This is a genomic window from Ferdinandcohnia sp. SAFN-114, assembly GCF_059415045.1.
The window spans coordinates 37,484-52,223 of sequence record NZ_JBPFDQ010000020.1 but is presented as its reverse complement, the minus strand read 5'-3'; the positions used below and the strand labels follow the sequence as shown (position 1 = coordinate 52,223).

The following is a 14,740-nucleotide window of genomic DNA, read 5'->3' as shown; positions in this document are numbered from 1 at the left end:
GAAAGGAGGAAAAAGAAATGGCTAGTGATTATATTATTGGAAAAAATCCTGTAATTGAAGCATTGAAATCTGAGCGTGACATCAATAAAATTTGGATTGCAGAGGGGTCCAACAGAGGGCAAATGAACCAAATTACTTCTCTTGCTAAAGAAGGTAACGTTTTGGTTCAATTTGTTCCGAAAAAAAAGATTGACCAGATGGTTGAAGGCAACCACCAGGGAGTTGTCGCACAAGTAGCGGCGTATGAGTATGCAGAAGTTGATGATATTTTAACAGCAGCCGAAAAGCGAAACGAAGCACCTTTTATCATCTTGTTAGATGAGCTAGAGGACCCTCATAACCTTGGTTCAATCCTTCGTACAGCTGATGCAGTTGGAGCGCATGGGGTAATCATTCCCAAAAGAAGAGCAGTAGGGTTAACAGCAACCGTTGCAAAGGCTTCAACAGGGGCGATTGAATATATACCAGTTGCACGAGTAACGAACTTAGCAAGAACGATTGATGAATTAAAGGACCGTGGGGTATGGATTGTTGGTACAGATGCGAAAGGAAAAGAAGATTATCGAAATGTTGATGGTAAAATGCCGATTGGCCTAGTTATTGGCAGTGAGGGCAGAGGTATGGGACGCCTTGTAAAAGAAAAATGTGATTTTCTTTTACATTTACCGATGCAGGGAAAAGTAACCTCTTTAAATGCTTCTGTTGCTGCTAGTCTACTTATGTATGAGGTTTATCGTAAGCGGAATCCGTTGGGAGAGTAAATTAAATGGATATTCTGCTGGTAGATGGCTACAACATTATAGGTGCATGGCCAGAACTACGTCATCTTAAAACAAAGGACTTTTCAGCAGCGCGTGATTTGTTAATCGAGAAGATGGCTGAATATCAGGCATATACAGGATTTAAGGTGATCGTTGTATTTGATGCACACCTCGTACCAGGAATTGAATCAAAAATGAAAAGTCGAAAAATCGAAGTTATTTTTACGCGTGAAAATGAAACGGCGGATGAACGGATAGAAAAGCTAGCACAACAATTAAATAATATTAAAACACAAATCCATGTAGCGACTTCTGATTATACCGAACAATGGCAGATATTTGGACAAGGTGCCCTAAGGAAATCGGCCCGAGAATTACTAACTGAGATGGAAGTAGTAGAGTCTGGAATTCAAAAAGACGTCAAGAAAACATATCAAGAAAAAAGTGTATCAAAAATACCACTTTCCGACGAAATTGCAGAAATATTTGAAAAATGGCGTCGAGGACAGCGTTGAGCGGGTTGACGCTTGGAAAAGCACTCCTGTATAATATTTCTAGAAGATGTTTAAAAAGTCGGATAAAAATGACGCGTCCAATTTCTTCGTTGGCTTGCTTTTGCGTTCCTCACGTATTAACTGCATACGTTCCGGTACTCAAAGCTTCACCGCCTCGAAATTCTTGGTCCTTTTCATCCTCTTTTTAAAATCGTAATTTTAGGATAAAGAATTTTACGAACATTACGTATTAACTTTATTCATTAGCGTTTTTGGCAAGAAACAACTTCTAAGGTAGGTCGGAGGGATCGGTGTGAGTTCAAGCTTCGATGATTATGGCAACAGATTATATTATGACCGACTAGATGATGAGGAAGTCGTGGAATTGGTCCATGCTGGTGAAAGTGAAGCATTGGACTATTTGATTAACAAGTATAGAAATTTCGTGCGTGCAAAGGCCAGATCATACTTTTTAATAGGGGCAGATCGTGAAGATATTGTTCAAGAAGGTATGATCGGGCTATACAAGGCAATTCGTGATTTTAAGGAGGACAAACTTTCCTCTTTTAAAGCGTTTGCAGAACTTTGCATTACACGTCAGATTATTACTGCAATCAAAACCGCGACAAGGCAGAAGCACATACCTCTTAATTCTTATGTTTCTTTGGACAAGCCGATATACGATGAAGAATCTGACCGTACATTAATGGATGTTATATCAGGTGCGAAGATTTTGGATCCTGAAGAATTAATCATCAACAGGGAAAAGTTTGATGACATAGAATTAAAAATGGCAGAGCTCCTAAGTGATCTAGAGCGTAAGGTATTATCCTTATATCTGGACGGAAGGTCCTATCAGGAAATATCAGAGGATTTAAATCGTCATGTGAAATCTATAGATAATGCTCTCCAACGAGTCAAACGTAAATTAGAACGGTACTTAGAAATTCAAGAGATTAAGTTATAAACGAAACCGTTTTTAACCATTATTTACAGTCAGGTCCTAGTATTGACATATAAATCATGCCTGTGTTACATTTTTAAGGAAATTGAGACATTTCTCATAAATAAAGATGCAAGCTGCATTTTAACTTTTATTCAGAAGTCCCTATCTTTTTAAGTGAAGGGCCGATAGGAGTAATGATATTCAATTCAGTGGGATGCACATACCATAACTGAATAAAGATAAGCCTCCGGCGGATGCCACGATTTTCATCGGGCGCAAATACGCCAAGGCGTATTTGATAGTGTAGGTGATAAAATGCGTAAAAAGGTAATTTTAGCCTGTGTGGAATGTGGTAGTAGAAATTATACGACCATGAAGAATAGCGCTTCAGCTGAACGACTTGAAATGAAAAAGTTTTGTAAGACTTGCAATTCTCACACGAATCATCGTGAAACGAAATAGATTAGGATTGTTTTGATAAAGTTGGAGGTTACATGGATGAAAAACATAACCAAGTTTTTTCGTGAAATTGTTCGAGAAATGAAGAAAACAAGCTGGCCGAAAAGAAAAGAACTCACACGTTATACAATTGTAACATTAACAACAGTAATTTTTGTATCGGTATTTTTTGCAGTGGTTGATCTTGGAATTTCCGAATTAATTCGTTTAGTACTTGAATAAACCCCGTTCACTCATGGTATAATGATGAATAGAGAACAAAGAGTGTTTACGAAAGCCCGGTTACGGGTTTTTTTAATTGCAAAAAATAGAATGTCAAGAATGTTTAAACCCAGTAAAGGGAGGGAAGGACAAGCAGTCCTAAACTTATGGAAAAGAATTGGTATGTTGTTCATACGTATTCAGGGTATGAAAATAAAGTAAAAGCAAATTTAGAGAAACGTGTCGAATCAATGGGCATGCAAGATAAAATCTTCCGCGTTATTGTTCCGGAAGATGAAGAAACTGATATCAAGAACGGAAAAAAGAAAATTGTTAAGAAGAAGGTATTCCCTGGTTATGTTCTAGTAGAATTAATCATGACAGATGATTCTTGGTATGTAGTACGTAACACTCCAGGAGTTACAGGTTTCGTTGGTTCTGCGGGTTCAGGCTCAAAACCAACACCACTTTTACCTGAAGAAGTAACATTCATCCTTAAGAGAATGGGAATGGATGAAAGACCTATTGATATTGATTTTGAACTAAAAGAAACAGTTCGTGTAAAAGAAGGTCCATTCACAAACTTTACAGGTGCTATCGAAGATTTAGATGTAGATAAGCAAAAGGTAAAAGTACTTGTCAATATGTTTGGTCGTGAAACCCCAGTTGAATTGGACTTTACACAAATTGAAAAAATCTAATGAAGAAAAACTTGATATTGTAAATCAAAAGTGGTAATATTGCATAGGTCAGTATGTCTCAAAATGTTGAGACTAACTATGCTAACGTTCTTTATTGATTATAAAGAATAGATGAGTGGGAGGGTAAAACCCTATTACCACATCACGGACTTTAAGGAGGTGTGTCTCGTGGCTAAAAAAGTAATTAAAGAGGTTAAATTACAAATTCCAGCGGGTAAAGCAAACCCAGCACCACCGGTTGGGCCAGCACTAGGTCAAGCAGGTGTTAATATCATGGGATTCTGTAAAGAGTTCAACGCTCGTACAGCAGAACAAGCTGGTTTAATTATTCCTGTTGTAATCACAGTTTATGAAGATCGTTCATTTACATTTATTACAAAAACTCCTCCTGCTGCAGTTCTTTTGAAGAAAGCAGCTGGTATTGAGTCTGGTTCTGGTGAACCAAACCGTAATAAAGTTGCAACAGTTAAGCGTGATAAAGTACGCGAGATTGCAGAAACAAAAATGCCTGATTTAAATGCAGCAAATGTTGAATCTGCAATGCGTATGGTTGAAGGTACTGCTCGTAGCATGGGAATTGTTATCGAAGACTAATTCCTATTTGTTACAATTTGTTCGGGGGTTGCGGATGGAACATTACTTTTCTTTCGTTCGCAACCTTTGTTCTGTCTAGCGTCAGTACATAAAATGTACTGTCACGCTTGGCGTGGGAGGTTATTCCGTTAAAACCACAATTGAGGAGGAAATTAAAATGGCAAAAAGAGGTAAAAAGTACGTAGAAGCTGCTAAATTAGTAGACCGTACAAAAGCTTACTCAGTTGCAGAAGCAATTGAATTAGTAAAGAAAACAAGTACAGCTAAATTTGATGCGACTGTAGAAGTTGCATTCCGTTTAGGAGTAGACCCTAAGAAAGCTGACCAACAAATTCGTGGTGCAGTTGTTCTACCAAACGGTACTGGTAAAACTCAACGTGTATTAGTTTTCGCTAAAGGTGAAAAAGCAAAAGAAGCAGAAGCTGCTGGAGCTGATTATGTTGGCGATAGCGAGTTCATCAACAAAATCAACCAAGGTTGGTTTGATTTCGATGTAATCGTAGCTACTCCTGACATGATGGGTGAAGTTGGTAAACTCGGTCGTGTATTAGGACCTAAAGGTTTAATGCCAAACCCTAAAACAGGAACTGTTACTTTTGATGTAACAAAAGCAATCAATGAAATCAAAGCTGGTAAAGTTGAATACCGCATTGATAAATCTTCAAACATTCACGTTCCTATTGGTAAGATCTCATTTGATGATCAAAAACTAATTGAGAACTTCACTACAATTTATGAAACTATGCTTAAGGTTAAACCATCTGCAGCAAAAGGAACTTACATGAAAAACGTTGCTGTATCATCTACAATGGGACCTGGCGTAAAAGTTGACGCTTCTACATTCTAATTAGAAAAAAGTGGATATTGACTTTTACAAGAGCATTTCATATAATAGATTTTGTTGTTAACAAATGAATAGCATTTGTACCGTAGACAGTAGGTGCTTCGATAGCTTAATTTTCCTACCGAGGTGTAGTATATATTACTTGATCATTACTACCTCTATGTCTACTCGACATAGAGGTTTTTTAATCTAGAAACGTGTTCTTCATGAACGCCCTCTAACACCGAACGGTTTCAAGTGTTGCGAAAATACTCACAGGAGGTGTAAAAGAATGAGTCATGCAGTAGAACAAAAGAAACAAATCGTAACTGAAATTGCAGACAAATTACGTGAAAGTAAATCAACTATCGTTGTCGACTATCGCGGTCTATCTGTTGCAGAAGTAACAGAACTACGTAAGCAACTTCGTGAGGCGGGCATTGATTTTAAAGTGTACAAAAACACATTAACTCGACGCGCTGCAGAACAAGCTGAACTTGCTGGTTTAAATGATGCATTAACAGGACCAAACGCAATTGCATTCAGTAATGAAGATGTAGTTGCTCCTGCTAAAATTCTTAATGATTTTGCGAAAAAGCATGAAGCATTAGAAATCAAAGCAGGTGTTATTGAAGGAAATGTTGCAACTCTTGAGGAAGTTAAAGCTCTTGCTGATCTACCATCACGCGAAGGTTTACTTTCTATGTTGCTTAGCGTACTTCAAGCTCCGATTCGTAACCTTGCACTTGCTACTAAAGCAGTTGCAGACCAAAAAGAAGAGCAAGGCGCTTAATCGTAATACAATTATACAATTCGAAATTCAAATAGGATAATTAACTAAGGAGGATTTTCTAATGACTAAAGAACAAATCATTGAAGCAGTTAAAAGCATGACTGTTTTAGAACTAAATGACCTAGTAAAAGCAATTGAAGAAGAATTTGGTGTAACTGCTGCTGCTCCTGTAGCTGTAGCTGCTGGTGGCGGAGCTGAAGCTGCTGCTGAGCAAACTGAATTTGATGTTGTATTAGCAGACGCTGGTGCACAAAAAATCAAAGTTATCAAAGTTGTACGTGAAATCACTGGTCTTGGCTTAAAAGAAGCTAAAGAACTTGTTGACAACACTCCAAAAGCAATCAAAGAAGGCGTTTCTAAAGAAGAAGCTGAAGAAGTTAAAGCTAAACTTGAAGAAGTTGGAGCTGGCGTAGAAGTTAAGTAATTTTAAGTAACGTAAGAAAAAGCTCGCTATTAAGCGGGCTTTTTTTATCAAGTATGAATGAAATGGGTATACTGTTCATATACTCTTATGTTGGGAGATATATTAATGGCCGAACATTACTATACTAGTAAACCCACTGTGGCAAGTAATCAAAAAACTCAAGTCTTTGTCTTAAAAGGAAACTCATTTTCTTTTACAAGCGATAGTGGAGTTTTTTCAAAAAATGAAGTTGATTTTGGATCTCGATTATTAGTGGAGGAGTTTAAAGCCCCTACAGTTCCTGGTCCGTTTTTAGATGTTGGTTGTGGGTATGGTCCGATTGGTCTTGCGCTTGCAAAAGTACATAATGATCGTCTTGTTGAAATGATTGATGTGAATGAACGGGCAATCGAGCTTTCAATAAAAAATGCGGAAATAAACAAGGTCACAAATGTTGATATACACCAAAGTGATCTATTTACAAGCGTGGAAAAACGAGGCTTTGCGGCTATTATTTCAAATCCTCCAATCCGCGCAGGGAAAAAAGTGGTGCATCATATCTTAGAAGAGAGCTATCAATATTTAGTTCCTGGCGGTGAATTGTGGGTTGTAATTCAAAAGAAGCAAGGGGCTCCTTCTGCAATTGAGAAGCTTGAGATGGTATTTGAAGAAGTAGAGATTGTTGAAAGAAAAAAAGGTTACCATATTATAAAAGCTAAGAGAACGAAATAATCTATATGGAAATTTCCACTTGACAAATGAAAAAATAAGTTGACTGCGTATTTCTCGTGTGGTAGCATTATATAATGCCGATATGTAGTTTTTCCATGTATAACTAAAAAATTAAATATATGTATAAATATAGTATGTATGGAAAAACTGATAAAATCAATAGTTTGTTTTTTAGAATTGTGGTTTTCATAGTAGAAACCCTTTTTCTTTTTGTCTATAAAATAGGCTTTTTTTCGGCTTGAAATAGCTTATTTTGGTCTTTTTAGACAAAGAAGAACAGCATTTATTTGGCTTGGAAAAGTCGGATTTGATAGGCTGCTTTATGTGTCCTATCATTTTGATTTGCGGTTTACTTCTTACTATTTATATTAGTTTATATGTAGGCTTTTATAACTAGTAAGTATTTATAAAATAGCAAGATTAATAACGCTTGATATGAGGGGTGAATGGGTTGATAGGTCAACTAGTTCAGTATGGACGACACCGCCAACGAAGAAGTTATGCTCGTATTAGTGAAGTTTTAGAATTACCAAATCTTATTGAGATTCAAACCTCTTCTTATCAGTGGTTTCTTGATGAGGGTCTTAGGGAAATGTTCCAAGATATTTCCCCAATTGAAGATTTTACAGGTAACCTATCTCTAGAGTTCATTGATTACAGTTTAGGTGAGCCAAAGTATTCTGTAGAGGAATCAAAGGAAAGAGATGTTACTTATTCAGCGCCACTTAGAGTAAAGGTGCGTTTGATCAATAAAGAAACTGGTGAAGTAAAAGATCAAGATGTATTTATGGGTGACTTCCCACTCATGACAGAAACAGGTACGTTCGTTATCAATGGTGCAGAACGTGTAATTGTTTCACAATTGGTTCGTTCACCAAGTGTTTATTTCAGTGGCAAAGTTGATAAGAATGGTAAACGCGGCTTTACAGCAACGGTAATACCAAACCGTGGTGCATGGTTAGAGTATGAAACAGATGCGAAGGATGTTGTATACGTTCGTATCGACCGTACTCGTAAATTACCGGTAACGGTCCTTTTGCGCGCGCTTGGGTTTGGCTCTGATCAAGAAATCATCGATTTATTTGGTGAAAATGAATATCTACGAAACACGCTTGAGAAAGACAACACAGAAAGTACAGAAAAAGCATTACTAGAAATATATGAACGTCTACGTCCTGGAGAACCGCCAACAGTCGAAAACGCAAAAAGTTTATTGGAATCACGCTTTTTTGATCCAAAACGTTACGACCTTGCGAGTGTAGGACGCTACAAAATCAACAAAAAACTTCATATTAAGAATCGTTTGTTTAATCAGCGTATTGCAGAAACGCTTGTTGATCCTGAAACTGGTGAGATTATCGTGGAAAAAGACACGCTTCTCGACCGCAGAACGCTAGACCGTATCATCCCGTACTTAGAGAATGGTATTGGTTTTAAAGCACTTCAGCCAGCAGGTGGTGTTATAGATGAAGAAATCACACTTCAGTCTATAAAGATTTACGCTCCAAATGACCCAGATGGCGAACAAGTCATTAATGTCATTGGTAATGCCTACATCGAAGAAGGCGTTAAGAATATTACACAAGCGGATATTCTTTCTTCAATTAGCTATTTCTTTAACTTGTTACATCAAGTTGGAGATACAGATGATATCGACCATTTAGGTAATCGTCGTTTACGTTCAGTTGGTGAGCTTCTACAAAACCAATTCCGTATCGGATTATCAAGAATGGAACGTGTTGTTCGTGAGAGAATGTCAATTCAAGATACGAATACAATCACTCCACAACAATTAATCAATATCCGTCCAGTGATCGCTTCTATTAAAGAGTTCTTTGGTAGCTCTCAGCTTTCACAATTTATGGACCAGACAAATCCATTAGCAGAATTAACACATAAACGAAGATTATCAGCATTAGGACCTGGTGGTTTAACACGTGAACGTGCAGGATTCGAAGTTCGTGACGTTCATTACTCTCACTATGGTCGTATGTGTCCGATTGAAACACCAGAAGGTCCAAACATCGGTCTAATTAACTCATTATCATCGTATGCAAAGGTGAATCGATTTGGGTTTATTGAAACTCCGTATCGAAGAGTTGATCCTGAAACAGGTAGGGTTACAGATAGAATTGATTACTTAACAGCAGACGAAGAAGATAACTATGTAACTGCTCAGGCAAATTCTCGTTTGGGTGAAAATGGTGAATTTTTAGATGAAGATGTAGTCGCTCGTTTCAAAGGTGAGAACACTGTTGTACACCGTGACCGAATTGACTATATGGATGTATCGCCAAAGCAAGTTGTTTCTGCAGCGACTGCATGTATTCCTTTCTTGGAAAACGATGACTCAAACCGTGCACTAATGGGTGCGAACATGCAACGTCAAGCTGTTCCACTTATGCAACCGGAAGCTCCATTCGTTGGTACAGGTATGGAGTATGTATCTGGTAAGGACTCAGGTGCAGCAGTAATTTGTAAACACCCTGGTATTGTTGAGCGTGTTGAAGCAAAACAAATCTGGGTTCGTCGCTATCAAGAAGTTGATGGTCAAAAGGTAAAAGGCGACCTTGATAAATACCGTCTATTAAAATTTATTCGTTCGAACCAAGGTACATGTTATAACCAACGCCCGATTGTTACAGAAGGCGATGAAGTTGTTAAAGGAGAAATCCTTGCAGATGGTCCTTCTATGGAAAAGGGTGAACTAGCATTAGGGCGTAACGTTCTTGTTGGTTTCATGACTTGGGATGGATATAACTATGAAGATGCCATCATCATGAGTGAAAGACTTGTAAAAGATGATGTTTATACATCTATTCATATTGAAGAATACGAATCTGAATCACGTGATACAAAATTAGGACCAGAAGAAATTACACGTGATATTCCAAACGTTGGGGAAGACGCATTACGTAATCTCGACGAGCGTGGAATTATCCGTGTTGGTGCTGAGGTAAAAGACGGTGACTTACTTGTAGGTAAAGTGACGCCAAAAGGTGTAACTGAACTTACAGCTGAAGAACGTCTATTACATGCCATTTTTGGTGAAAAGGCACGTGAAGTTCGTGATACTTCTCTTCGTGTACCACACGGTGGAGGAGGAATTGTTCTTGATGTGAAGGTATTCAATCGAGAAGATGGAGATGAATTACCACCAGGTGTAAACCAGCTTGTTCGTGTCTATATCGTTCAAAAACGTAAAATACACGAAGGCGATAAGATGGCTGGTCGTCACGGAAACAAAGGGGTAATTTCAAGAATCCTTCCGGAAGAAGATATGCCATACCTTCCAGATGGAACGCCAATTGACATCATGCTAAACCCATTAGGGGTTCCGTCACGTATGAACATCGGTCAGGTTCTAGAGCTGCACTTAGGAATGGCTGCTAGACAACTTGGTATTCATGTTGCGTCTCCAGTATTTGACGGTGCAACTGAAGAAGATGTTTGGGATACTCTAGAAGAGGCTGGAATGTCACGTGATGCGAAAACAGTTTTATATGACGGGAGAACGGGTGAACCGTTTGATAACCGAGTATCTGTTGGTGTCATGTATATGATTAAACTAGCACACATGGTTGATGACAAACTTCATGCTCGTTCAACTGGACCTTATTCTCTTGTTACACAGCAACCACTTGGTGGTAAAGCTCAGTTCGGAGGACAACGTTTCGGTGAAATGGAAGTTTGGGCGCTTGAAGCTTATGGTGCTGCATACACGCTACAAGAAATCCTGACAGTTAAATCCGATGATGTTGTTGGTCGTGTGAAGACATACGAAGCGATCGTGAAAGGTGAAAATGTACCTGAACCAGGTGTTCCTGAATCGTTCAAAGTATTGATTAAAGAACTACAGTCACTGGGATTAGATGTGAAGATTCTCTCAGGTGATGAAGAAGAGATTGAAATGCGTGATTTAGAAGATGATGAGGAAGCTAGTCAATCAGAGGGAATATCTCTTGATTCTGACCAACAAATCGACCCAGAATTAGAAAAGAACGCAGTAGTTAAGGAATAGATCTCATTATTCAGCAGTGGGTTATACTCCTGCTGAATAATGAATTAAGCCTCCGGCGGATGTCACGATTTTTCAAACAATTTTTCAAGTACGCTTGAAAACAATCGGGCGCAAGTACGCCAAGGCACGTTTTTTGATTGTCATTCAAAGCAAAGGTCAATTAGGGTAATCCTGTAGATCAAAAGGGAGGTAGGCCCCTTGCTAGATGTTAATAATTTTGAATACATGAGCATTGGCCTCGCTTCTCCAGATAAGATCCGTTCATGGTCTTTCGGTGAAGTGAAGAAGCCAGAAACAATTAACTATCGTACATTAAAACCAGAAAAAGATGGGTTATTCTGTGAACGAATCTTTGGACCACAAAAGGACTGGGAATGTCACTGTGGTAAATATAAACGCGTTCGCTACAAAGGTGTAGTCTGTGATCGTTGCGGCGTAGAAGTTACTCGTGCAAAAGTTCGTCGTGAACGCATGGGGCATATCGAACTTGCAGCACCAGTATCACATATTTGGTATTTTAAAGGAATTCCAAGCCGAATGGGACTTGTCTTAGATATGTCCCCTCGAGCTCTTGAAGAAGTAATCTACTTTGCTTCATACGTTGTAACAGAAACTGGAGATACTCCTTTAGATAAAAAGCAACTGCTTTCTGAAAAGGAATATCGTGCATACCGTGAAAAATACGGAAACACATTCCATGCTGCAATGGGAGCTGAAGCAATTAAAAAACTTCTTCTTGATATCGATTTAGAAAAAGAAGTAGATGGTTTAAAAGAAGAGTTGAAAACCTCTCAAGGACAAAGAAGAACTCGTGCAATTAAACGACTTGAGGTATTAGAGGCATTCCGTAACTCAGGCAATGAGCCTTCATGGATGATTCTTGATGTACTACCGGTTATTCCTCCTGAACTTCGACCAATGGTTCAGCTAGATGGTGGTCGTTTTGCAACTTCAGATTTAAACGACTTATACCGTCGTGTAATTAACCGTAACAATCGCTTAAAGCGTCTATTAGACTTAGGCGCACCAAGCATCATTGTTCAGAACGAAAAGCGTATGCTTCAAGAAGCGGTTGATGCACTGATTGATAACGGACGTCGTGGCAGACCTGTAACAGGTCCTGGTAACCGTCCATTAAAATCACTTTCACATATGTTGAAAGGTAAGCAAGGCCGTTTCCGTCAAAACCTTTTAGGTAAGCGTGTTGACTATTCTGGTCGTTCCGTAATTGTTGTAGGTCCGAACCTTAAAATGTATCAATGTGGACTACCAAAAGAGATGGCGTTAGAACTATTCAAACCATTTGTGATGAAAGAACTAGTTGAAAAAGGGCTTGCTCATAACATTAAGAGTGCGAAAAGAAAGATTGAACGTGTGCAACCAGAGGTATGGGATGTGCTTGAGTCAGTAATTAAGGAGCATCCGGTTCTCTTAAACCGTGCCCCTACATTGCACCGTTTAGGTATTCAAGCATTCGAACCTACATTAGTTGAAGGACGCGCAATCCGTCTTCACCCACTCGTATGTACTGCGTATAATGCAGACTTTGATGGTGACCAAATGGCGGTTCACGTACCACTTTCTTCAGAGGCGCAAGCTGAAGCAAGATTATTAATGTTGGCAGCACAAAACATTCTAAATCCGAAAGACGGAAAGCCAGTAGTTACACCATCGCAGGATATGGTATTAGGTAACTATTACTTAACTATGGAGCGTCCCGGCGCAGTAGGTGAAGGAATGGTATTCAAGGATACGAATGAAGCTATTCTTGCTTATCAGAATGGGTATGTGCATCTTCATACAAGAGTTGCGGTTCATGCTAGTTCCTTAAAGAACCCAACATTTACAGAAGAACAGAATAACATGTTGCTAATGACAACAGTAGGTAAGTTGATTTTTAATGAGATTTTACCAAAGTCATTCCCGTATATTAACGAACCTACAAAAACAAACCTTGAAGTGAAAACACCTGAAAAATATTTTGTTCCTAAAGGTGCGAATGTTAAAGAACTAATTCAAAATCTAGAACAGATAGATCCATTCAAGAAGAAAATACTCGGTAATATTATTGCTGAAATCTTTAAACGTTTTAAAATTACTGAAACCTCTAAAATGCTTGATCGCATGAAAGATCTTGGATTTAAGTATTCAACAAAAGCTGGAATCACTGTTGGTGTAGCAGACATTGTTGTATTAGCTGAAAAAGAAGAGATTTTAGCGACGGCACAATCAAAGGTTGATAACGTACTAAAACAATTTAGACGTGGTTTAATTACAGAAGATGAGCGTTATGACCGAGTTATCTCAATCTGGAGTGCGGCAAAAGATACAATTCAAGGTAAGCTAATGGCTTCACTTGATAAGCGCAACCCAATCTTCATGATGAGTGATTCCGGTGCCCGTGGTAACGCATCTAACTTTACACAGTTAGCTGGTATGCGTGGACTTATGGCGAACCCGGCTGGTCGTATCATTGAACTTCCGATTAAATCTAGTTTCCGTGAAGGTCTAACGGTACTAGAGTACTTTATTTCTACGCATGGTGCTCGTAAAGGTCTTGCAGATACTGCCCTTAAGACCGCTGACTCTGGTTACCTAACAAGACGTCTAGTAGACGTAGCACAAGATGTAATTGTACGTGAGGACGACTGTGGTACAGATCGTGGCTTACTTGTGAGCTCTTTAAAAGAGGGAACTGAAATTATCGAACCTCTAGAAGAGCGTCTCAATGGCCGTTATGCAAGAAAGAAAGTTGTTCATCCTGAAACAAATGAAGTGTTAGTAGCGGAAAACGAACTAATTACAGAAGATATCGCAAAAATAATTGTTGATGCTGGTGTTGAAGAAGTTACGATTCGCTCTGCGTTCACATGTAACACACGCCACGGCGTATGTAAAAAATGTTATGGCCGTAACCTAGCAACTGGATCAGAGGTTGAAGTTGGTGAGGCAGTTGGTATCATTGCAGCACAATCAATCGGTGAACCGGGAACACAGCTTACAATGCGTACATTCCATACCGGTGGGGTTGCAGGAGACGATATAACTCAAGGTTTACCTCGTATTCAAGAACTATTTGAAGCGAGAAATCCAAAAGGTCAAGCTGTTATCACAGAAATCAACGGTATTGTTACCGCGATTAATGAAATAAAAGACAGACAGCAAGAAGTTGTAATCCAAGGTGACGTAGAATCTCGTTCTTACACCGCACCATATGGCGCTCGTTTGAAGGTCGCTGAAGGTCAACAAGTTGAAAGTGGTCAGGTGTTAACGGAAGGTTCTGTTGATCCGAAAGAATTATTAAAGGTTACTAATACAACTGCTGTTCAGGAATACCTCTTAAAAGAAGTTCAAAAAGTATATCGTATGCAGGGTGTTGAAATTGGTGACAAGCACGTCGAAGTGATGGTAAGACAAATGCTTCGTAAGGTTAGGGTTACTGATGCAGGCGAGACAGATGTATTACCAGGTTCATTACTTGATATACATCAGTTCACGGATGCCAACACTAAGGTATTACTTGAAGGTAAAGCTCCTGCTACTGGTAGACCGGTACTTCTAGGTATTACTAAAGCTTCACTTGAAACTGATTCGTTCCTTTCTGCTGCGTCATTCCAAGAGACAACTCGTGTCCTAACTGATGCTGCAATTAAAGGAAAACGTGATGAGTTACTAGGACTAAAAGAGAATGTAATTATTGGTAAACTTGTTCCTGCAGGTACTGGTATGAATCGTTATCGACGAGCAGAACCGGTAGTTGTAGAGCAAGAAGAAGACACTGTTGGTGTTGAATAAAGGTTAGAAGAGCATAT

At 38.9% G+C, this 14,740-nt stretch carries 13 protein-coding genes and 1 other annotated feature; all 13 genes read left to right on the top strand.

Features of this window, described 5'->3' with window-relative positions; translation table 11 throughout:
• The first annotated feature begins 17 nt into the window (after window positions 1-17).
• The 13 genes from rlmB (at window position 18) to rpoC (ending at window position 14,723) form a co-directional block, all read left to right on the top strand.
• Window positions 18-761: a 23S rRNA (guanosine(2251)-2'-O)-methyltransferase RlmB gene (rlmB, locus tag ACR65M_RS08750; protein ID WP_440273108.1), complete on the top strand. Its 744-nt coding sequence runs from the start codon at window positions 18-20 to the stop codon at window positions 759-761.
• A 5-nt stretch (window positions 762-766) separates the two neighbouring features.
• Window positions 767-1,276, top strand: a complete 510-nt coding sequence (locus ACR65M_RS08745) for an NYN domain-containing protein (protein ID WP_121448811.1) — start codon at window positions 767-769, stop codon at window positions 1,274-1,276.
• A 292-nt stretch (window positions 1,277-1,568) separates the two neighbouring features.
• Window positions 1,569-2,222: an RNA polymerase sporulation sigma factor SigH gene (sigH, locus tag ACR65M_RS08740; protein WP_121448810.1), complete on the top strand. Its 654-nt coding sequence runs from the start codon at window positions 1,569-1,571 to the stop codon at window positions 2,220-2,222.
• Window positions 2,223-2,516: 294 nt separating this feature from the next.
• Window positions 2,517-2,663 carry a 50S ribosomal protein L33 gene (gene rpmG, locus ACR65M_RS08735; RefSeq protein WP_121448809.1) on the top strand — a complete coding sequence of 49 codons (147 nt, stop codon included), beginning with the start codon at window positions 2,517-2,519 and terminating at the stop codon, window positions 2,661-2,663.
• Between the two features lie 36 nt (window positions 2,664-2,699).
• Window positions 2,700-2,882 carry a preprotein translocase subunit SecE gene (secE, locus tag ACR65M_RS08730; RefSeq protein WP_099364807.1) on the top strand — a complete coding sequence of 61 codons (183 nt, stop codon included), beginning with the start codon at window positions 2,700-2,702 and terminating at the stop codon, window positions 2,880-2,882.
• Between the two features lie 146 nt (window positions 2,883-3,028).
• Window positions 3,029-3,562, top strand: coding sequence for a transcription termination/antitermination protein NusG (gene nusG / locus ACR65M_RS08725; RefSeq protein WP_121448808.1), 534 nt, complete (start codon window positions 3,029-3,031; stop codon window positions 3,560-3,562).
• 168 nt (window positions 3,563-3,730) lie between these two features.
• Window positions 3,731-4,156 carry a 50S ribosomal protein L11 gene (gene rplK, locus ACR65M_RS08720; protein WP_010285014.1) on the top strand — a complete coding sequence of 142 codons (426 nt, stop codon included), beginning with the start codon at window positions 3,731-3,733 and terminating at the stop codon, window positions 4,154-4,156.
• A gap of 157 nt (window positions 4,157-4,313) precedes the next feature.
• The gene (gene rplA, locus ACR65M_RS08715; RefSeq protein ID WP_341329613.1) at window positions 4,314-5,003 is read left to right on the top strand and encodes a 50S ribosomal protein L1; all 690 of its coding nucleotides are present in this window, start codon (window positions 4,314-4,316) and stop codon (window positions 5,001-5,003) included.
• Between the two features lie 62 nt (window positions 5,004-5,065).
• Window positions 5,066-5,195: a sequence feature (ribosomal protein L10 leader region), on the top strand.
• A gap of 76 nt (window positions 5,196-5,271) precedes the next feature.
• Complete coding sequence (rplJ, locus tag ACR65M_RS08710; protein WP_341329614.1) at window positions 5,272-5,772, top strand: 50S ribosomal protein L10; 501 nt, start codon at window positions 5,272-5,274, stop codon at window positions 5,770-5,772.
• A gap of 61 nt (window positions 5,773-5,833) precedes the next feature.
• Window positions 5,834-6,196 (top strand): 50S ribosomal protein L7/L12, encoded by a 363-nt coding sequence (rplL, locus tag ACR65M_RS08705; RefSeq protein WP_121448805.1) that lies wholly within the window; start codon window positions 5,834-5,836, stop codon window positions 6,194-6,196.
• A 105-nt stretch (window positions 6,197-6,301) separates the two neighbouring features.
• Window positions 6,302-6,907 carry a class I SAM-dependent methyltransferase gene (locus tag ACR65M_RS08700; protein ID WP_121448804.1) on the top strand — a complete coding sequence of 202 codons (606 nt, stop codon included), beginning with the start codon at window positions 6,302-6,304 and terminating at the stop codon, window positions 6,905-6,907.
• A gap of 451 nt (window positions 6,908-7,358) precedes the next feature.
• Complete coding sequence (rpoB, locus tag ACR65M_RS08695) at window positions 7,359-10,928, top strand: DNA-directed RNA polymerase subunit beta (protein WP_341329616.1); 3,570 nt, start codon at window positions 7,359-7,361, stop codon at window positions 10,926-10,928.
• 198 nt (window positions 10,929-11,126) lie between these two features.
• Window positions 11,127-14,723 (top strand): DNA-directed RNA polymerase subunit beta', encoded by a 3,597-nt coding sequence (rpoC, locus tag ACR65M_RS08690; protein WP_341329617.1) that lies wholly within the window; start codon window positions 11,127-11,129, stop codon window positions 14,721-14,723.
• Window positions 14,724-14,740: the final 17 nt, after the last annotated feature.